The organism is Pseudomonas sp. COW5 (genome assembly GCF_026240005.1).
GTDB classification, from domain to species: domain Bacteria; phylum Pseudomonadota; class Gammaproteobacteria; order Pseudomonadales; family Pseudomonadaceae; genus Aquipseudomonas; species Aquipseudomonas kribbensis.
Genome location: NZ_JAPHVP010000001.1, coordinates 6,032,581 through 6,052,463 on the forward strand (window position 1 = coordinate 6,032,581; position 19,883 = coordinate 6,052,463).

Consider the following 19,883-nt stretch of genomic DNA (forward strand, 5'->3'; position numbering starts at 1 on the left):
AAATGGTAATGACTCCTATTTGCCAGCCAGCAATCGAAAAAGTATCAGCGTCGTCGGAATTTTTTTGGCGATCGGGTTGCGCAGAGGATGGGCGGCAGAAGCCCATCCTCCGGCACAGGTCAGTCGTACAGGCATTGCAGCGGAATGGAGATCACCGGCAACGCGGGATTGAACGCGTGCCGGGTGGTCTTGTACGGGAACAGTTCGCCGCGCTCGATGGTGGTGAAAATCCGCGCCACCTCGAACGCCTGCCCGGTTTGCCAATGCCGCACACAGACGCGCGGATCGGCGTAGTCGAGCTGGATGCACGGCACCCGTTTCAACCCCAATGCCCGCGCTACGTTGAACCGGTGATTGCCGTCCATCACGATGCCCCGGGAGCGCTCGACGATGATCGGTTCCAGCCAGTGTCCGGCCTGGATGATCGCCTCGCGCAGCCGCTGCACGTTGAGCGGATCGACCTGCTCGGATTGCCGCACGTCGCACAGTGGACGCAGGGCAATCTGGTAACCATGTCCCATGATTCGTCCCCCGTTTCAGCAGGCATCCGCGTTGGCGAGCAGCGCGTACTGGCTGGCCATGTCCCGAAGACGTTGCGCCTGTTCGATGAGCGGCAGATCGACCATTTCGCCGTCCACCTGCACCGCATGACTGCCCCCGGCCACGGCGTTCAGGACCCGGTCCGCCCACGCCAGTTGGCGAGCGTTGGGCAGATACGCTTTCTGCACCGTGGCGATTTGCGACGGATGGATACACAACTTGGCGCCGAACCCCAGCGACCGCGCGTAACGCGAGTCGCGCTCGACCAGCGCCATGTCGCTGATGGCCGGGGTCACGCCATCGATCGGCGCCGGCAAACCGGCAACGCGCGATGCCAGCACAATGCGATTGCGGGCGAACAGAAACGCTTCGGGAATCTGGCTGCAATCGATGTCCAAGGAGAAATCCAGAGAGCCGAATGCCAGCCGCGCCAGGCCGGGAATCGCGGCAATCGCCTCGACCTGATGCAAGCCCTTGGCGGTCTCGATGATGGCGACGATTTGCAGTTCGGGGTTCCATTCCAGCAGGCGCTCAACCACGCGGGACAGACTCTCGGGACATTCGGCCTTGGGCAGGAAAATCCCTGCGCAGCGCTCGGGGTAGCGCATGTCTCCGAGCCAGGTCATGTCCTGGCGAAAAAGCGAACTGCCGACGCTGTTCAACCGGATGTAACGCTGGCTGGCGGTTTCGGGCGTGCTCTGCTGCCAGGCCCAGATCGACGCCCGGGCCACGGCTTTGCTGTTCGGATGAACGGCGTCTTCGAGGTCGAGAATGATCGCGTCCGGCCCGGCTTCGACCGCTTTGGAAAAGCGCTCCGGCCGGTTGCCGGGAACGAACAGGTAGCTGATGGGAAGCGTGGCGTTGGTGCTGTGACGAACAGTCATCGGGACTCTCCTGAGCGTGCTTCAGTCGTGGGTTTTCAAAAAAATTCGAACACCTGTTACAGGGGAAAAAACGGGCTGAATCCCGATGTCTTGAATCAACCGTCAACACCTTGAATAACAAGGCGTTGACGGTTTTTAAATTCAACACGCGAGCGCTTACTTGAGCATGCGAACAAACGGCTTCGCACTCCCCTGTTGTGTGTGTTCATTCAAAAATATTTGAAAACCTTACTTGATAATCGTTCCTGTTCGCAATATTGTTCGAGCCGCTGACAGGGTCAGGATTCAAATCAAGACCTGTGATTTTGTTCACGAAAAGTTCGGCGCAATGATGTCATTTACATGTCAGGTAATGGCACTTCAAAAGAGACAAGGCCACCACTCATTGGCCTTCTCCTTGCCTGCCTGAACCTTAAGGAGTGGGGTTCTCATGAAACAGTTTTGTGAAAATTTTATGAAAGAACATACCCCGTGTTTATTTGCAGAGTGGATCTGTCATCCGCCTCCACCTCTTTAAACACTCGTATCTGACGAGCAGCAAGAACACAAAAATCGATAACGATTAGTTGTCGACCTGCATATGGCGATTATCGACGCCAGAGGTTTTCTATGCCTGAATTAATTGCGCCGCCAACTAAAGCAACAACAGAAGCTCAATATCCAAAAGTGCTGAAACCGTTAATCGACCCTGTTATCGACAATCTACTTAAATATTCCCCGGGAAAACTTTTTGAACTCGTTAACCAACATGGCTCCCCGCTGAATCTGGTATGGCCACATGCATTTGAGGCCAACGTTCAGGCGCTGCAATCGGTGTTGAAACGACACGACGTTGACTACGCGATTTTCTACGGAGCAAAAGCCAACAAGTCGCAATGCCTGCTGGCTGCGGCATCGGCTTCGGGCATCGGCACCGACGTGTCGAGCCTGTTTGAGCTGCAGGCGGCACTGCGCGCCGGAACGCCGGCGGAACATTTGTGTGCGACCGGGCCGGCCAAAACGGCAGCGTTTCATCGCGCACTGTTGCAAGGCGGATCGCTGATTTGTGTGGACTCACTGGAAGAGTTCAGCCATCTCAAGGCGTTGCTCGACACTTCGCAACCACCGGCCAAAGCCCGGATCCTGCTGCGTTACAGGCCGACAAGTTGCCCGGCGAGCCGCTTCGGAATGGGCGCGGAGGATTTGTTTCAGTGCCTTCAATACCTGGTCGAATCGCGTGAGTCGTTCCACTTCGAAGGGTTCCATTTCCACCTCGGCGGCTACGGCTACGAAACACGGGTACAGGCTTTCCGTGAGGTCACCGGCTACATCGATGCAGCAAGGGAAATGGGCCTCGACCCGGTCATGATCGATATCGGTGGAGGCCTGCCGATGCGATATGTAGACCCGCAGGATTACAACAGCTTTCTGCAGAACGACAACAACCCTAGCCATTATCAGAACCGTCGAGTACCCGACTCTTTTTATCCTTATGGCAGCAGTCTGACGGCTTGCCAGTGGCTGGAGTTATTCCTGGAGTCGGATCATTCCCCGGGAAAAACCATTGCCGGTTACTTGAAGAGCCAGAATATAAAACTGGCACTGGAACCGGGCCGTAGTCTGGTGGATCAAGCAGCGATAAGCGTCTTTCGCGTGACCCGCACCAAACAAATGGCCGACAACAAAGTTGTGATCTTTGCCGAAGGCAGCAGTTTCAGCGCGTGCGAGACCTGGTTCTCGTCTGAATACCTTGTCGATCCAATCCTTATTACATCGAAAGAATCGAAACCTGTTCCGATGCAAGCCTACATCGCCGGCCATAGTTGCCTGGACGATGATGTGATCACTCATCGCCTGATCAACTTCGACACAACACCACAAACCGGCGACTTGTTGATCTACGCCAACACCGCCGGTTATCAGATGGACTTGCTGGAAAACGAATTTCATCGCCATCCGTTGCCGCAGCGACTGATGGCGACATGTTGTACGGAAGGTAACTACGCATTCACACCTGACTATTAAGGGAAGACGTCCAGATGATACTGAATAAAGTTTCGGATCTTATTGGCAATACACCAATGTTGGGCATCGATGTTCCGGATACCAACGCCCGGCTTTTGCTCAAGATAGAGAAGAACAACCCCGGCGGCAGTATTAAGGACCGTATGGCGCGAAACATGGTATTGGCGGCGCTCAAGTCCGGAAAGTTGAAACCCGGTGGCGTGGTCGTTGAATCATCTTCCGGCAATACCGGTATCGGCCTGGCCATGGCGGCCGTGGAGTTCGATCTGCATTTCATTGCCGTGGTCGATCACCATGCGGCGCAGGACAAGATTGCAGTGATGAAGGCACTCGGTGCCGAGATCCGCTTTGTCGCCGGAACCTATCGGGAAGACGAAGTGGCTGTGGTCGAGCGCCAACGGCTGGCTGCCGAACTGGCCTCGCAGATCCCCGGCGCAGTGTTCATGAACCAGTCCGACAACGCGGCCAACGCCGGCGGCTACAGCGATTTCGTCCGTGAAACCATCGCTCAGGCCGGTGGCCACATCGGCGCCTACGTTGGTTGCGTCGGCACCGGCGGCTCGATGACCGGCATCGCACGGGGACTGAAACTGCACAACCCGGACATCGTCACCGTCGCCGTCGAACCGGCCGGTTCCATTGTCTTCGGCCATCCGGGCTATCCGTATTACCAGTCCGGCACCGGCACCCCGGCCGGCGACACCGTTGGCCTGGTGCTCGACTACAGCTGCATCGATCTGGGCCTGCAAGTCACCGATTCCCAGGCCTTCGAAACCGCCCGCTACATTGCGCGCAATCTGGCCCTGCTGGTCGGCGGCTCGACCGGCGGTGCGATCTACAAGGCGCTGGAACTGATCCACAAAGGCACGTTGACCGGCAATGTCGTGGTGCCGATTGCCGACGGCGGCGAAAAATACCTGCACACCGTGTTCGACGACAAATGGCTCGAAGAGCGGGACCTGCTGGACCCGGGCGTAGCACCACAACTGGATAACTGGCTGGGCAAGACACGCTGGCTGGAATCCGACGCCACTCCCCTGCAATTGAGCGTCGCCTGACGCGTCTCCCACACAGGAAAGTCTCTGTATGAAACCGCTGAAAGTCGCCATCTGCGGCGCAGGCCGGACCGGGCACCTGAATGCCATCCTGTTTAAACAGCTGCCCAATGTTCAGGTCTCGATGCTCACCAACAATCAGGAAGTGGTCCACCGGCACCTCGCCAACCTGCCGATGCAGGCGCTGATGCCGGACGGCTCGACGCTGAGCGCGCGACCGGACCTGGTCAGCACCGACGCCAGCGTCGTGGTGGCCGATGCCGACATCGTGATCATCACCGTACCGGCCCACGCTCGACCGCAAACCCTGCAAGCCATCGCGCCGCATTTGAGCGCGAGCAAACCGGTGTACGTCGGCGCGATTCCGGGATTCTGCGGCTTCGACTGGCTGGCGGAAGCCACGCTGGGTGACCATTCGAACGTAGTGATCTGGGGCATGAAGGATGTGCCACACACCGCGTTCGATCTGAAGCCGGGCGTGTCGGTGAAGATGGGCGGCGGCAAGAGCCAGTTGTATGTCGCTCTGCACGACCGGGAATCAGCGCAATCACGGCAGCATCTGGAGGACATCCTCACGACGCTGTACGGCCCCTGCGTGACGATGCTCGACCACTACCTGGAAATCACCCTGACACCGGGCAATCCGATCATGCACAGCTCGGTGATTTACGGGTTGATCGGTCCCTACGGCCAGTGGCATCGCAAGATCTTCCCGCAGCGCATGTGCTGGTGGACCGAGTGCCCAGAACTGGGCGCCTATTTTCTCGAGCGCATGGATCAGGAAAGTCAGGAACTGTGCAGCGTGATCAGTCAGCGCCTGGGTATCGATCTGTCGTCGGTGAAATCCCTCAAGCAGGAAATCGTCGAAGCCTACGGAGAGCAGATCCGCGATCAGAGCAGCATGCTGTCGATCCTGCGCACCAACCAGGCCTACAACGACATCCTCGCCCCGATGATCCCCGCCGACGACAACCGCGCGGGTTACGTGATCGAACGGGAAAGCCGCGCCTTCAATGAAGACGTCGCCTACGGCCTGGTGCTGCTGGTGGAAATGGCCCGGCGCTTCGAACTGAAAGTCCCCTACATCGAAGAAGTCCTGCAATGGAGCGTTTCCTATATGCAGGGTTTGCGCGACTCGGCGCTCGACTACTTCCCCCGCCATTGGCCGCGCACGGCGTGAGCGGGTTCAACATTTCATTAATTTCTCGACGAGCAGATAGCTGATATGGATGACTTCAAGACACTCATCGCCTACTCCCGCAAGAACGCCCTGCGACGGATGATCCGTTGCCTGTTTGCCGAAAACATCCTGGATCGCTCCGGGCTGCGCTTCTCTGCGACCGGCAACGAAGCCACCTACGCACTGAAAGACGGCCGCTCCCATGTGTTCTTTTCCAACATCGCCAAGGGCCCGGCCGACACCGTAGTCAATGACGGCGACGTGGTGCTGGTGACCGATGAAGGCGTGCGCCAGGTGATTCACACCCATCACGATTTGCTGGATGTGCTGCGCGACAGCTTCGATTTCGAGCCCACCGATGAAGGCATCGCCGGGCTCAAGTCGGACATGGAAAACAGCCTGATGAACGACGCCCACGCGCGTCAGCATCGCCAACAGTGGAACGCACGACTGGCCGCTGCCGCCCGGGAACAAGGCCTCGACAGCCTGACCGATTACCTGCGCCAACACGCCAGCACCAAGGACGCCGCGATCCTCCTCGATCAGTGGGGCTCGCTGGAGGGTCACCCGTACTATCCGACCTGGAAAGCCCGCCCGGGTCTGAGCGATGAAGAAGTCGAGCAACTGTCGCCGGAGTTCAACGCCCAGGTGCCACTGCGCATTGCCGCGCTGCGGGCCGACATGGCGAAAAGCGAAAGCATGCCCCACGTCACCGACTACCACAGCTGGTTCGCCAGCAACTTCCCGACTCAATGGGAGCAATGGAAAGCGTCACTCAACGACAAGGGCCTGGACGAATCCCAGTGGCTGCCACTGCCGATTCACACCTGGCACTTGCAGGCTTATGTGCTGAAAAACTTCGCGGCGGAAATCGCTGAAGGCATCCTGATCACCGACGGCCCGGACATCCAGACCCTGCCGACCATGTCCTACCGCACGATGATGCCGGTGCTCAAGGAGAGCGCGCCGCTGATCAAGTTGCCGATTGCCGTGTGGATGACCAGCGAACTGCGCAGCCTGCAGGCCAAGTCGATCCACATGGGGCCGCGCATCAGCACCGTCATCACGAAAATCCTCGAAGTCGAAAACGGTTTCGAGCAGCGACTGGAAATCTTCCCGGAAGAAATCGGTGTTCGCTACAAGAACGCGATCACGCAGGACGACCACCCCGGCCGGCATCTGTCAGTGGTGTTCCGCGCCAGTCAGCAAGCGTTCGAGCGTTCCGACGGGTGTCTGCCGATCACCGTGGCTTCTCTGTTCACTCGCTTGCCGGGCAGCGGTCGCCCGTTGTTCACCGAGTTGATCGAGCGTGACGGCGTTCGGGCCAATACCGCGCAGGTCGAAGACTGGTTCCGCCAGTACGCCAAAGTGGTCACCCACCCGGTGGTGGCGATCTACCTGATGTACGGCATCGGGCTTGAGGCGCACCAGCAGAACACGATGGTGCTGTTTTCCCCGGATGGCAAAGCACGTAGTCTGCTGATCCGTGATTTCGGCGACGGCAGGACCTACGCTCCATTGCTGGAAGGACGCGGCTACACCCTGCAACCGCACGTGCAGCCGGGCATTCTGCCAACGGTGTTCGAGGGCGATATCGAACCGGTGCGCATGTTCGTGCTCGACGCGGCGTTCCTCACGCACCTGCATGAAATGGCCCTGTGGCTGACCAAGGAGTACGCGCTGGACAACAACCGGATGTGGGACATTCTGCGTGAAGAGACCGAACTGGCCTTCGCCGCAGTGCGCGAGCGTGTCGCGCCGCAGCTGTGGGAAGTCGAGCGCAAGGCCTTCCTCAATGATCCGTGGCCGACCCGTTCGTTGCTGCGCATGCACATGATGCAGTACTCCAACTACCGGATTCAGCACACGCTGACCAACCCGCTCAATGTCGTTCAATAACCGAGGCTGACCCATGACCCATGCAGGTGCCATCGCGGGTTCGCGCGTAAGAGTCCTGATTTATCTTCTGTTCGCGATCCAGCTCATTTCGATGGGTGCGATGGAAATGAGCGGGCCGTTCTGGCCCGTCCACCTGCGTGGGCTGACCTCGTCAGACTCGCTCTTCAGTTTCGCCAGCATCGCCGTGTACGTCGGGCCGATGCTGGGCATTATTCTGACCAGTGCATTCTGGGGCCGTATCGGTGACCGCTACGGCCACAAGTTGATGATGATCCGCGCCCTCGCCGGCCTGTCATTGACCCAGCTTGGGCTGGCCCTGTGCAGTGACATCTGGGTGATCCTGATCCTGCGCTTCCTGCAAGGCGCCTTCGCCGGCTATATCGCCCCGGCCCAGGCCTATGGCGTGAGTATCGAAGCACCTTCGCGGCGGGCGCGGCTGTTCGCGATCCTGCAGATTTCCACCAACGTCGGCTCGTTGCTTGGCGCAGTGGTCGGCGGGCTGATCCTCGATTACGCGACGTTCTTCTGGATCAACATGATCGCGGCTGTGTTGTGCGCCATCTGCACCGTGGTCGCGGCCGTCACGCTGCCGGACGTTCCGCCGGTGAAGAAGGCCCCGGTTGCGGATACAGCGACGCCAGGCAGTCACAGTGGCAGCGTCTGGCAAGGCACGCCGCTGCTGTCGCTGCTGGGTGTCATGGGCATCTTGCTGCTGGCGCGGATGCTGCCGCAGACGTCATTCTCGCTGTATGTCAGCTCGGTGTTCGAGGTCAGCAATTCGGTGGTCGGGCTGTGTTATGGCTTGCTGGCGCTGGGCTTCATTCTGTCGGCAACCGCGTGGTCGCGTTACTTCGAGCACCGTAGCCAGCAGGACACCTTGCAACGCATCACTTACGTTGTCATTGGTTGCATTGCGCTGACGGCACTGGCCGGCGTCACGCGCAACCCGATCGTGTTCGTCGGCGCCTACTTCATTTGGGGCGTATTGCTGGGCGCCACGACGCCGGTGCTGATGGCCCTGATCTCCAAAACCGCCGACAGCTCGCGCCAAGGCTACGTGCTGGGCATCGCCCAAAGCACCGCGCAATTCGCGTCCATCGCCGGGATCTCGGCCGGTGGCCTGCTCAGCCAGGTCTATGGTTTGCAGTACACCTACCTGTTTGTCTGCCTCGCCTACGTCCTCGCGCTGATTCCCATCGTTGCGTTGCGCTATCGGCCCATGGTCATGCAACCGAGCCAGATCCCGCCGGGAGACTGATCAAGGAGTTTGCTTTGAACATTGAACAACTGCGTGCCGACACACCGGGTGTCGAGCAACTGATTCACTTCAACAATGCCGGTGCGGCGCTGATGCCTGATCCGGTGATCGAGGTGATGACCCGTCATCTGCAACTTGAAGCCCGGATCGGTGGATACGAAGCCGCCGGGCAGCAATCCGTTGAAGTGGAAAATGTCTATGAAGACATCGGCCGACTGATCAACGCCCGTCCCGAAGAAATCGCGGTCATCGAAAACGCGACCCGCGCCTGGGACATGGCTTTCTATTCATTGCCGCTGCGGCCCGGTGATGTGGTGCTGACATCGACCACCGAATACGCCGGCAACTACATTCCCTACCTGCAACTCAAGCAGCAGCGCGGGATCGAGATCAGGGTCATTCCCAACGATGAACAGGGCCAGGTGTCATTGCCGGCGCTGCGGGACATGCTCGGCGATGACCGGGTTGCGTTGGTGTCGCTGCCGGTGATTGCCACCAATGGCGGCCCGGTGCAGCCCATCGAACAGATCGGCGCCCTCGCCCGCGCAGCCGGGGTTCTGTTTCTGTTGGATGCCTGTCAGGGCGTCGGGCAGATGCCGATCGATGTGCAGAAAATCGACTGCCATATGCTCGCCGCCACCAGCCGCAAATACCTTCGTGGCCCTCGGGGCATGGGGTTTCTCTATGTCGAAAAAACCTTGTGCGAAAACCTTGAGCCGGCGTTTCTCGACCTGCACGCGGCTTCATTGCTGACCCCGGACACCTTCAAAATTCGCGGCGATGCACGGCGTTTTGAGAACTGGGAATGCAACGTTGCCGCGAAACTGGGCATGGGGGCAGCGTCCCGTTACGCCCTGGCGCAGGGCATCGAACCGATGTGGCAGCGCATTCAACGATTGTCAGCGCATCTGCGCAATCGCCTGACCGACGTGCCGGGAGTGACGCCGCAGGACATGGGCGCCATCAAGTCAGGCATCGTCACCTTCACCTGCCAGAACGCCAGCGCGGCGCACGTCAAGGATTGGCTGGCCGGCCAGGAAAAACGCATCAACGTCACCACCTCGACCTTCCGCTCGACGATGCTCGACATGCAGCAGCGGGACCTGCTGGAAGTCAGCCGCGCATCGCTGCACGCCTACAACACCGAGGCCGAAATCGATGCCATGGTAAACGCGTTGTTGAGAATGCCCCGCGCCTGAAAACGGATGCTGATTCGCGCTTGCGTCGCGGGCTCTTTGTACACTAGCATTGGGAATACTTCTCAATTGCAAAACACTGCAGCCATGAGCGAAACCCTTCCCGCGAACAACGACAACCATCTGCGCGTGATCGAAGCGCTGTACAGCGGCCATCATGGCTGGCTGTACAACACGCTGAAGAAAAAACTGGGTAACGCCATGGATGCGGCGGATCTGGCGCAGGACACCTTCACCCGGATCCTCGCCTCTCAGGTCACGGCCATCGAGCAACCCCGGGCTTACCTGAGCTGCGTGGCCAAAGGCATCCTCATCAACTGGTATCAACGCAAGGCACTGGAACGCGCCTACCTCGATGCCCTCGCGCATTTGCCGGCACCGGAAGTGCCTTCTCCAGAGCTGCGATTCGTGGTGCTGGAAACCCTGCACGAAATCGACGCCATGCTCGACACCCTCCCGCCCCTGGTCAAACGCGCGTTCCTGCTGTCGCAGATCGGCGGCTTGAAATACGCCGACATCGCCGAGCAGCTGGACGTCTCGCTGATCACCGTCAAGCGCTACATGAAACAGGCTTTCGTGCAGTGCCTGATGCTGGTGGAATGAATGCTCACGCGTCGCAATGAACCGCCGCTCGATCCGAAAATCCTCGAGGAAGCCGCCGAGTGGCTGATGCGCCTGAGCGAAAACGACCTGAGTGAAACCGAGCGTGCGGAGTGGGAATACTGGAAAGTCAGCAGCCCCGAACGCAACCGGGCGTGGTCCCGCGCGCAGTTGCTGCAAAGCAAGTTTGGCGGCCTGCCACCGTCGCTGGCGATGTCGGCGCTGGATCGCCCGAGCAACCCGGAGCGCCGCGCAGCCCTGGGCAAACTGGCCTTGCTGCTGGCAGCGGTGCCCGCCGGCTGGGGCAGCTGGAAACTCGCGCAATCGCAGCAATGGTCCGCCGATTACCACACCGCCGTGGGCCAACGCCGCGAACTGACCCTGGCCGACGGCTCGCACATCACCCTGAACACCGACACGGCCATCGACATTCTGTTCGACACCCGACAGCGCCTCATCAATCTGCGCGAAGGCGAAATCCTCGTGCAGACCGCACCGGACACCGCCGCGCAGCCTCGCCCCTTTCTGGTCAGCACCCGTCAGGGCCGAATGCAGGCGCTGGGCACGCGCTTCACCGTTCGTGAATGGCAGCCGCGCACCCAACTCGCGGTCCTCGAAGGCGCCGTGCAGGTCGAACTGGCTGACAACCCTCAGCGCACACCGATCATCGTCAACGCCGGGCAACGCACCGACTTTTCATCACAGGCCTTTGGCACGCTGAACCCGACCGACCGCAACGTCGGCGCCTGGACCCAGGGCATGCTGATGGCCGACAAGATGCGACTGGCGGATTTCGTCGTCGAACTGGCGCGCTATCGCCGGGGTTTCGTGCGCTGCGACCCGGCCATTGCCGACTTGCTCATTTCCGGGGCCTTTCCCATCAGCGATACCCAGCGCTCGCTGAACATGCTGGCGCAGACCTATCCCGTGCACGTCTCCGGGCACTTGAGCGGTTACTGGGTGACGCTCTCACCCGCCTGAGCAAAAAAATCACCGCGCGGGTGATACTTTTTTTGTTCTCGGCTGGCAATGAAAGGAACAACCATTCCACCTCGTCCATAGGGTCATCCCTTCATGCTCGTTGCACGACCCTTGCTTCCGGATCGTCTGCTAAAGCCCGTTATACGCAGTGTGTTGCTCAGCGTCGTGCTGGGCCTGGCTGGCGGTGCGTTCGCGCTGGCTGCCGAGCCGGCGCAACTGGACGCGGTCACTGTTCGAGCCTACAACATCGCTCCGGGGCCGCTTGGCGTGACCCTCTCGAGTTTTGCCGTGGACGCCGGGATTGCCCTGTCGTTTCAGCCATCGATCACTGAAGGCCTCGTCAGCCCGGGATTGTCCGGCAGGTACTCGATTCAAGAAGCGGTGACCCGGCTGCTGGAAGGCAGCGGTCTGGAAATGGTCGCCCGCAGCGACGGCACCTGGACACTGGTGGTACGCCGGGTCACGTTGTCGGACACCACGGTCGAAGGCACCGACAAGCGCACCGACAGCTTGCCATCGGTGCTGCCGGGCGGTCAGGCCGCTCGGGGCGGACGCCTCGGTATTCTGGGCAACCGTGACGCGATGGACGCCCCGTTCAGCGTCAGCAGCTACACCTCGACGCTGATCAAGGACCAACAGGCGGTCACGGTCGGAGACTTGCTCGAGCGCGACTCTTCGGTGCGCTCCACGGGACAGGCCGGCGGCATTGTCGATTCGTTTTTCATCCGTGGTTTTCCGGTCGGCGAAGGCAACCTCGGTGAACTGGCGTTCGACGGTGTGTACGGCGTGGCCTCCAACTATCGGGTGTTCACCGAATACGCCGAACGCATCGAACTGGTCAAAGGCCCCGCCGCCCTGCTCTACGGCATGTCGCCCAACAGTGGCGTCGGCGGCGTGATCAACGTGGTGCCCAAGCGTTCTCTGGACGAAGACCTGACCCGATTTACCGCCAATTACGCCTTGAACACACAAGTGGGCAGCCACCTCGACATCAGCCGGCGATTTGGCGAAGAACGACGATTCGGAGTGAGGATCAACGGCAGCATCCAGCAAGGCGAAACCGCCATCGAAAAGCAGTCACGGGAGGTCGGCATCGGCGCGATTTCCCTCGACTATCAGGGCGAGCGCCTGCGCACCACCCTGGACCTGATCAACCAGAAAGAATCATTCGACGCCGCTTCCCGGCCGTTCCTGATCGCCCCCGGCGTGGACATTCCGTCGGCGGCCAACGGACGCACCAGCGTCAGTCAGGAATGGGGCTGGTCTGATACCCGGGACAAATCGGCGTTGCTCGGTGGCGAATACGATCTCAACGACAACCTGACGCTGTTCGCCCACGCCGGCGGTGGCCGTTCGGACGTCGCGCGCATGTCCGACCAGACGCCGACCATCATCAACGACGCGGGCGACACCTCGTCGATCCCCGGCTATTACAAATTCGAAGTCCAGCGCTACACCGTCGATGCCGGGGCACGCCTGCGTTTCGACACCGGGCCGGTCAGCCACAGCACGGCCCTGCAAGTCACCCGCTATCGCGATGAGCTGGCGCGGGGCATCATTTCCGGCCCGGCGATCCTGTCCAACATCTACCACCCGATCGACCGCCCGAAACCTGCAATCGCCAAACCCGATACACCCAAAGTCTCGCAAAGCGAACTGTCGGGCGTGGCCCTTGCCGACACCCTGTCGGTACTCGACGAACGCGTGCAAGTCACGGTCGGGTTGCGCCAGCAGAACATCAAGTCGGACAACTACAACGCGGCGGGCTTCGTCACCACCTCCTACGACAAGAGCAGATCCACGCCGCTGTACGGGGTTGTGGTCAAACCCTGGGATCACGTCGCGTTCTACTACAACTACGTCGAGGGCCTGAGCAAGGGTGACATCGCGCCTTCCGCCGCTTCGAATGCCGGCGAGATCTTTTCACCTTATGTGTCCCGCCAGCAGGAGGTCGGAGTCAAGCTCGACTACGGCAGCTTCATGTCCACCCTGGCCCTGTTCCAGTTACAGAAACCCAGCGGTGAACTGGCCTCGGGCGTGTTTTCGGTACAGGGCGAGCAACGCAACCGTGGCGTGGAGCTGAACATGGCAGGCGAAGTCACTCCGGGCACTCGCCTGCTCGGTGGCGTGACACTGCTCGACGGAGAGCTGACCCGAACCAGCGTTGCCGCCAATCGCGGCAACAAGCCCGTGGGCGTGCCAGAGGTGCAGGCCAACCTCTGGGCCGAGTGGGACGTCCCGCAAGTCGAGGGCCTGACGCTGACCAGCGGCGCCATCTACACCGGCAGCCAATACGTCGATCAGGCCAACACGCAGAAACTGGATGACTGGACCCGCTTCGACGTCGGCGCCCGCTACGCCACACGCATTGCCGAACGGCCGACCACTTTCCGGGCCACCGTGCAGAACGTGTTCGACCGCGAGTACTGGTCGGGCGTCGCCTCCTATGGCGCGTTCTCTCAAGGCGCGCCCCGGACCTTGTTGCTCTCGGCCACTGTCGATTTCTGAAACGTCCGGCCCGGTGCGGCGCCTGGCGTCGTGGTCCGATCCGGCTTTTGCAAAGGCATACACCATGGTTAATGTTTTTCGCCGCCGCCAGACCTTCGCCACCCTGCTGTTCGCCGGGCTGCTGGGCTTGTCGTTGTCTTCCTTGATGCCGAGCAGCGCGCAGGCTGCCGAACCGGATCCGGCACTGGGCACCGTGACTGATTTGCAGGGCCGCACGGTCAAGGTTCATTTGCCGGTTCGCCGGGTCATTCTGGGTGAAGGTCGCCAGTTGTATCTGGTGGCCGCGCTGGACACGCAGAACCCTATCGAACGGATCGTCGGCTGGCGCAAGGACCTGATCCAGTCCGACCCGGACACCTACAACGCCTACCTGCGCAAATTCCCCGACATTGCCAAGATCCCGACCTTCGGTGGCTTCGAAAGCGGCACCTTCGACATCGAGCAGGCGATCTCGCAGAAACCTGACGTGATCATCCTCAACATCGAAGCCCAGCACGCGACCGAAGATGCGCGTTACATCGAGAAACTCGACGCCCTCGGCATCCCGGTGGTGTACGTCGACTTCCGCAACAATCCCATGCAGAACACCGAACCGACCATGCGCCTGTTCGGCAAGCTGTTCGGCAAGGAAGAACGCGCTGAAGCCTTCATCGATTTTCGTAACCAGCAGATCCACCGCGTCACCGACGTGATCGAGAAACACCACCCTGCCCGCCCCAGCGTGTTCATCGAACGCATCGGCGGCTACACCGATGATTGCTGCCTGAGTTTCGGCAATGAGAACTTCGGTCTTTTCGTCGACATGGCCGGCGGCAACAACATCGCCCGTCGGATCATTCCGAGTACGTTCGGGCAACTGAACCCCGAGCAGGTGATTGTCGCCAATCCCGACCACGTGGTGGTCACCAGCGCCGACTGGGAAGCCTTTGCGCCGGGCGGCCATTGGGTCGGCGTCGGCCCGGGCGCGGACCTGGCCGACGCCCGACGCAAGCTGGCCTGGTACACCCAGCGCCCGGCCTACGCCGGGATCAAGGCGCAGGACACTCAGGCGTTTCATGCGATCTGGCATCAGTTCTACAACAGCCCTTACCAGTTCGTGGCCATTCAGCAATTGGCCAAATGGTTCCACCCGGAACTGTTCGCCGATCTTGATCCGGATGCCGCGTTTCGCGAGCTGCACGAGCGCTTCCTGCTGGTGCCGTATGAGCCGGGCTATTTCGTCAGCCTGCAAAAAAACGAGGCCAAACCATGAGTTCGCTGGGCGAAGCACCGATCGTGCAAAGCGTCACCTACCGGCGGCTGGTGCTGCGTAAACGGCTGATCCTGCTCGGGCTGGCCGTGCTGCTGATCTTCAGCGTCCTGCTCGACCTGGCCCTCGGCCCGGCGCAATACAGCCTTGGTGAAGTGCTCGAAGCGTTGTTCTCACCGGACACCGCTTCGGCACAAGTCAGGGTGGTGATGTGGGACATCCGTCTGCCGGTGGCTCTGATGGCGGTCGCTGTCGGCGCGGCGCTTTCGCTGGCCGGGGCGCAGATGCAGACCATCCTCAACAACCCGCTCGCCAGCCCTTTCACCCTCGGCATTTCTGCGGCGGCCGGTTTCGGCGCGGCGCTGGGACTGGCCTTCGGCGTGGCGCTGTTTCCGCTGGCGGCGCAATACATGGTGCCGCTCAACGCATTCATCATGGCGATGCTTTCGGCGCTGCTGATCCACTTCATGAGCATGCGTCGTGGCGTCACCGCTGAAACCATCGTGCTGCTCGGCATCGCCCTCGTGTTTACCTTCAATGCGCTGCTGGCGTTGGTGCAGTTCTTCGCCACCGAACAGGCCGTGGCGGCCGTGGTGTTCTGGACCATGGGCAGCCTGACCAAAGCCACCTGGCCCAAGCTCGGGGTGATCTGCGTGGTGATCCTCATCACCCTGCCGATTTTCGCCAAACGCGCGTGGGCGATGACGGCCCTGCGCCTGGGCGATGACAAGGCCGCGAGCTTCGGCATCAACGTGCGCAGCCTGCGTTTTCAGACGTTGATCATGGTCAGCCTGCTCGCGTCGTTTCCGGTGGCGTTCGTCGGCACCATCGGTTTTATCGGGCTGGTCGGGCCGCACATTGCGCGGATGCTGATCGGTGAGGATCAGCGGTTTTTCCTGCCGGCCTCGTTGTTGACCGGTGCGCTGATCCTGTCCGCCAGTTCAGTGGTCAGCAAGACCCTGATCCCGGGGGCGATATTCCCTATTGGCGTGGTCACGTCGCTGATCGGCGTGCCGTTCTTCATTTCTCTGATTCTCAACGGGAAGAAAAACTCATGGTGAAGCTGCGGCTCGAAAACCTCGGCGCCGGTTACGGCCAGCGCGAGATCATCTCAGGCGTGAGCACCGCGACCTTCACTGGAGGCCAAGTGGTGGCGGTAGTCGGGCCCAATGCGGCGGGCAAATCGACGTTGTTCAAACGCATGGCCGGGCTGATCGACGGTCCGGGTGAAGTCATTCTGGAAGGCTCGAAAAAAGGCACCCAAGGCATCAGCTACATGCCCCAGGGCCTGAACGCCAGCGCGCGGCTGACGGTGTACGAATCGGTGTTGCTGGCGCGCAAGCAACTGACGCCCAACTGGTCGGTCCACGACGATGAATTGCAACTGGTGGACGAGATTCTCGATGCGCTCGGAATCACCGGACTGTCGTTCCGCAACCTCGGTGAACTGAGCGGCGGCCAGCAGCAACTGGTGTCAATCGCCCAGACCCTGGTGCGCGAGCCGGAAATCCTGCTGATGGACGAACCCACCAGCGCACTCGACATGCACCGGCAGGTGCAGGTGCTGAACTTCATGAAAGCCCTGGCGCGCCGCCGCGAGGTCATCGTGTTCATCGCCATCCATGACTTGAATCAGGCGCTGCGTTTTGCCGATCAGGTGCTGGTCATCGCTGGGGGCACCGCCCATGGCAGCGGGCCCAGCCATGAAGTCATCACGGAGCCGATGCTGCGCACGGTCTACAAGGTCGAGGCGCGGATCGAGCAGTGCAGTCGCGGGCAGCGCCATATTTTGATTGACGATATTGTTTGAGGGGAGCTCCTTCAAAGCGCGAAGGCAGGAACTTAATCGCCCGCCTTCTTCGCAGTCAGTAACAACCCGCCCAACCCCAGGGATCCAAGCAAAGGCCAACCCAAAGCAATCAGTCGGGACGGTAAATCACCCGCCGTAGTGTGGACCAGCGCAAGACATGCCAGGGACCCACAGAACAATCCAGACCATGCCCGGACGTGCCATTCGGGCAAAGTGCTCGACCGCAAAAAATGCTCGTAAAGCTTCCATCCCGTGACGATTCCGAACCATCCCAGAATCGTGAAAATGCCTGCGACCAGATAGGTGCCGGAATCAATGTCAACGGTTGAGTCCTGTTTGAAAAACCGTTCATAGGTTCTTGCGCCTACGACCAACGTCCAGATCGCACCTGCGAACGTGCCGGGCGCGAGGATAAGAACAGCCAGCACGCGCAAGAAAATGGTTCGGATCGAGCTTTTTTTGGTCATGTGCGTCCTGCACTGGTCATCGTCTGTTGGGCATTTATCGCGTCGAGCATAGCGGTGTTTCTACCACCCCTCAAAGCAGACTCCACGACACCCCGACATACATCGCCATGCCTTCGCCCGGAGTGGAGCGTGCGGCGTCCAGTCCTTTATCGTCGTAGCCCGGCGTGACGGTGGCGGCGTAGTGTTTGTCAGTCAGGTTGCGCATGTCCAGCCAGGTCTGCCAGTCGCCCTTGGGTGCGTTGTAACCGAGGGTCGCGCCGAAGGTGGCGTAAGAATCGGCGTAGTAGCTGTTGGCGTAATCCACCGCGACTTTCGACACCAGTTGCGTATTGACGGCGGCGAAGAAACCCTGTGGGAAGTCGTAGCGCAATTCTCCCTGGTAGTAATGCATTGGCAGGCCCGGCAAGCGGTTGTCGCCGAAGCGATCGTCGTCGCGGTAATGGAAGTCGCTGAAGGTGTAGGCCTGACGCAGGCTCAACTTGCCGCCGTCGTTCGCCGACCACAGATGGCTGTTGAGACTGGCTTCAATACCTTGGTGCACGGTCGGGCTCGCGTTGAGTTCGTACGGCGTAGTCGCGTTGGCATCCGGCAACACCGAAAGCAGTTCGTGGCGCACCTGGGCGTAGTACCAGGCCAGGCTCCATTCGCCGAGTACGCTGTTGCCACGACCGCCGAGCTCCAGCGTCGTCGCGGTCTGGTTCTGCAGTTTGACCGGATCGCGCTGGGTACCGGTGGCGGCGCCGCTGCCCGCCGGGAACCGTACGTTGGAGCTGTAGATCAATGACCACGGATGCGGCGCTTCGACCGAGCGGCTGAGGTTGCCGAACAGTTGCAGATCCGGCGTCACCTGATAGCGCAGGCCCAGACGTGGCGCGTAGTCCCAGTCGCCGAGGCTGGTTTTGCCGCCTCCGTCGGGGTAAGTCACGGCACTTTCTCGGCGGGTGTAGATCGCGGCGAGGCCGGTGGTCAACCACAGGTCGTTGGCGATTTCCAGGTCATTGCCAAAGTGCAGAACGGTATCCGAGCCTTGATAAGTGAAGTTGCGCATGTGCGTGCCCGGCGCGTAACCGGCGGTGTTGCCGGTGGGGATCCGAACCAACTCAGTGGCGCCGTCGTTAGGCAGGTGCTTGGTCACCCGCAGGCCAACGGTGCTGTGGCTTTCGAGGCCCCAAAGGGTATCGCGGCGCTTGTAGTCGAACGTGCCGCTGACATCGGTGTACGCGACCTTTAAACGGTTCGGGCCTTCACGCAGATCCATCGGGTAGTCGTGATAAACCAGACCGGTCTGGATGCTCGAATCGTCGTCGATGTAATACGTGGTCTTGTTGCCGATGAAGGTGCTGCCGGGCTGATCGCGGCTGTCGTTACGCGTCACGTAGGCCGGATTGGCCGCACGTGGATCGTGCTCGATGGAATGCTTGGTCACTCGCCCGGCGAGGTCGTTGTCGGTCTCGCGGTGACGGATGTAGAAGCGGGTTTCCAGATTCGGATTGAAGCGATAACCGAAGTTGGCGATCACGCCCTGGCTCTTGCTCGCGGTGTGATTCTGATAACCGTCGGAGTGCGCATCGGTCATCGACAGGTAGTAATCGAAATCGCCCAGTACCTGGCCCGAGCTGACTTGCCGTTGCGCATAGCCGTGGCTGCCCATGACGTAACGCACATTCAGCAGCGGCGCGTTGTAGCCGGTGTGGCTGACGTAATCGGCCGCCCCACCCAACGCCAGCGCGCCACGGTCGAAACCGTTGGCACCGCGCAACACTTCCACATGGTCGAGCCACAGTGGTTCCAGCAATTCATAAGGCGTACCGCCGGGACCGGTCAGCGGCAGACCGTCGAGCATCGTGTACAGCCCCGACGCGTGGGCGCCAGGAGCCCGATTGATGCCCGAGCCACGAATCGAGATTTTCACCCCTTCGTTGCCCGCTGACTGGGCATACACCCCAGGCTGATAAGCGAGTACATCCTGATTGCTCGCCACCCGCCCCTGCAAAGGAGCGCGCATATCGACCACATTGGTAGCGCCGGGGACTTGCGCAAGCCGGGACTTGGCCTCCTCCAGCGAAAGGTCTTCGCCACTCTGATCTTCAGCCCCGATCAGCACCTGCCCCAACTCCATGCCCTGAGACTCGGCTTCGACCGGACAGGCAAGGGCCAGCCCCAGCAATGCTGCGGGCAGTGTTTTGAGCGAGGGCATCGAGAGAACTCCAGACAGACAGTTACGGGCAGTGAGAACTGCGACGTATGAATGA

At 60.5% G+C, this 19,883-nt stretch carries 16 protein-coding genes; 12 read left to right on the forward strand and 4 right to left on the reverse strand.

The genetic code is table 11. The features are described 5' to 3' along the window. Positions 1-119: 119 nt before the first annotated feature. Together OQ248_RS27545 and OQ248_RS27550 are read right to left on the reverse strand one after the other, a co-directional pair. Positions 120-521: a ParB N-terminal domain-containing protein gene (locus tag OQ248_RS27545; protein WP_265814798.1), complete on the reverse strand. Its 402-nt coding sequence runs from the start codon at positions 519-521 to the stop codon at positions 120-122. A gap of 15 nt (positions 522-536) precedes the next feature. Beyond that, entirely contained in the window at positions 537-1,424 is an 888-nt protein-coding gene (locus OQ248_RS27550; RefSeq protein WP_265814799.1) for a CoA ester lyase, read from the reverse strand. A gap of 609 nt (positions 1,425-2,033) precedes the next feature. Between OQ248_RS27550 and OQ248_RS27555 the strand changes: the two genes are divergently transcribed. The 12 genes from OQ248_RS27555 to OQ248_RS27610 all read left to right on the forward strand — a co-directional run bounded on the left by OQ248_RS27555 (position 2,034) and on the right by OQ248_RS27610 (position 17,164). Beyond that, positions 2,034-3,428: a Y4yA family PLP-dependent enzyme gene (locus tag OQ248_RS27555; protein ID WP_265814800.1), complete on the forward strand. Its 1,395-nt coding sequence runs from the start codon at positions 2,034-2,036 to the stop codon at positions 3,426-3,428. Positions 3,429-3,442: 14 nt separating this feature from the next. Next, positions 3,443-4,486 (forward strand): cysteine synthase family protein, encoded by a 1,044-nt coding sequence (locus OQ248_RS27560; RefSeq protein WP_192553384.1) that lies wholly within the window; start codon positions 3,443-3,445, stop codon positions 4,484-4,486. Between the two features lie 28 nt (positions 4,487-4,514). Then, a complete protein-coding gene (locus OQ248_RS27565) occupies positions 4,515-5,663 on the forward strand; it encodes an NAD/NADP-dependent octopine/nopaline dehydrogenase family protein (protein ID WP_265814801.1) in 1,149 nt (382 codons plus the stop codon). A gap of 45 nt (positions 5,664-5,708) precedes the next feature. Then, complete coding sequence (locus OQ248_RS27570; RefSeq protein ID WP_265814802.1) at positions 5,709-7,562, forward strand: IucA/IucC family protein; 1,854 nt, start codon at positions 5,709-5,711, stop codon at positions 7,560-7,562. 13 nt (positions 7,563-7,575) lie between these two features. Beyond that, the gene (locus tag OQ248_RS27575) at positions 7,576-8,820 is read left to right on the forward strand and encodes an MFS transporter (protein ID WP_265814803.1); all 1,245 of its coding nucleotides are present in this window, start codon (positions 7,576-7,578) and stop codon (positions 8,818-8,820) included. 14 nt (positions 8,821-8,834) lie between these two features. Beyond that, a complete protein-coding gene (locus tag OQ248_RS27580) occupies positions 8,835-10,019 on the forward strand; it encodes an aminotransferase class V-fold PLP-dependent enzyme (protein ID WP_265814804.1) in 1,185 nt (394 codons plus the stop codon). An 84-nt stretch (positions 10,020-10,103) separates the two neighbouring features. Continuing rightward, positions 10,104-10,619, forward strand: a complete 516-nt coding sequence (locus tag OQ248_RS27585; RefSeq protein ID WP_085708459.1) for a sigma-70 family RNA polymerase sigma factor — start codon at positions 10,104-10,106, stop codon at positions 10,617-10,619. After that, complete coding sequence (locus OQ248_RS27590) at positions 10,620-11,597, forward strand: FecR domain-containing protein (protein WP_265814805.1); 978 nt, start codon at positions 10,620-10,622, stop codon at positions 11,595-11,597. 93 nt (positions 11,598-11,690) lie between these two features. Next, positions 11,691-14,105 carry a TonB-dependent receptor gene (locus OQ248_RS27595; protein WP_265814806.1) on the forward strand — a complete coding sequence of 805 codons (2,415 nt, stop codon included), beginning with the start codon at positions 11,691-11,693 and terminating at the stop codon, positions 14,103-14,105. Positions 14,106-14,169: 64 nt separating this feature from the next. Beyond that, a complete protein-coding gene (locus OQ248_RS27600) occupies positions 14,170-15,357 on the forward strand; it encodes an ABC transporter substrate-binding protein (protein ID WP_265814807.1) in 1,188 nt (395 codons plus the stop codon). Further along, entirely contained in the window at positions 15,354-16,415 is a 1,062-nt protein-coding gene (locus OQ248_RS27605; RefSeq protein WP_265814808.1) for an iron ABC transporter permease, read from the forward strand. Before OQ248_RS27600 ends, OQ248_RS27605 begins: the two co-directional genes overlap by 4 nt. Then, complete coding sequence (locus OQ248_RS27610) at positions 16,409-17,164, forward strand: ABC transporter ATP-binding protein (protein WP_085708464.1); 756 nt, start codon at positions 16,409-16,411, stop codon at positions 17,162-17,164. Before OQ248_RS27605 ends, OQ248_RS27610 begins: the two co-directional genes overlap by 7 nt. A gap of 32 nt (positions 17,165-17,196) precedes the next feature. Here the strand turns inward: OQ248_RS27610 and OQ248_RS27615 are convergent, their stop codons facing one another. Together OQ248_RS27615 and OQ248_RS27620 are read right to left on the reverse strand one after the other, a co-directional pair. Further along, a complete protein-coding gene (locus OQ248_RS27615; protein WP_265814809.1) occupies positions 17,197-17,631 on the reverse strand; it encodes a hypothetical protein in 435 nt (144 codons plus the stop codon). Positions 17,632-17,701: 70 nt separating this feature from the next. Further along, positions 17,702-19,828, reverse strand: coding sequence for a TonB-dependent receptor (locus OQ248_RS27620; protein WP_265814810.1), 2,127 nt, complete (start codon positions 19,826-19,828; stop codon positions 17,702-17,704). Positions 19,829-19,883 lie beyond the last annotated feature (55 nt).

Coding starts and splice junctions, on each gene's coding strand:
- OQ248_RS27545 (WP_265814798.1), bottom strand. CDS start 521: ATGGGACATGGTTACCAGATTGCCCTGCGTCCACTGTGCGACGTGCGG.
- OQ248_RS27550 (WP_265814799.1), bottom strand. CDS start 1,424: ATGACTGTTCGTCACAGCACCAACGCCACGCTTCCCATCAGCTACCTG.
- OQ248_RS27555 (WP_265814800.1), top strand. CDS start 2,034: ATGCCTGAATTAATTGCGCCGCCAACTAAAGCAACAACAGAAGCTCAA.
- OQ248_RS27560 (WP_192553384.1), top strand. CDS start 3,443: ATGATACTGAATAAAGTTTCGGATCTTATTGGCAATACACCAATGTTG.
- OQ248_RS27565 (WP_265814801.1), top strand. CDS start 4,515: ATGAAACCGCTGAAAGTCGCCATCTGCGGCGCAGGCCGGACCGGGCAC.
- OQ248_RS27570 (WP_265814802.1), top strand. CDS start 5,709: ATGGATGACTTCAAGACACTCATCGCCTACTCCCGCAAGAACGCCCTG.
- OQ248_RS27575 (WP_265814803.1), top strand. CDS start 7,576: ATGACCCATGCAGGTGCCATCGCGGGTTCGCGCGTAAGAGTCCTGATT.
- OQ248_RS27585 (WP_085708459.1), top strand. CDS start 10,104: ATGAGCGAAACCCTTCCCGCGAACAACGACAACCATCTGCGCGTGATC.
- OQ248_RS27590 (WP_265814805.1), top strand. CDS start 10,620: ATGCTCACGCGTCGCAATGAACCGCCGCTCGATCCGAAAATCCTCGAG.
- OQ248_RS27595 (WP_265814806.1), top strand. CDS start 11,691: ATGCTCGTTGCACGACCCTTGCTTCCGGATCGTCTGCTAAAGCCCGTT.
- OQ248_RS27600 (WP_265814807.1), top strand. CDS start 14,170: ATGGTTAATGTTTTTCGCCGCCGCCAGACCTTCGCCACCCTGCTGTTC.
- OQ248_RS27605 (WP_265814808.1), top strand. CDS start 15,354: ATGAGTTCGCTGGGCGAAGCACCGATCGTGCAAAGCGTCACCTACCGG.
- OQ248_RS27610 (WP_085708464.1), top strand. CDS start 16,409: ATGGTGAAGCTGCGGCTCGAAAACCTCGGCGCCGGTTACGGCCAGCGC.
- OQ248_RS27615 (WP_265814809.1), bottom strand. CDS start 17,631: ATGACCAAAAAAAGCTCGATCCGAACCATTTTCTTGCGCGTGCTGGCT.
- OQ248_RS27620 (WP_265814810.1), bottom strand. CDS start 19,828: ATGCCCTCGCTCAAAACACTGCCCGCAGCATTGCTGGGGCTGGCCCTT.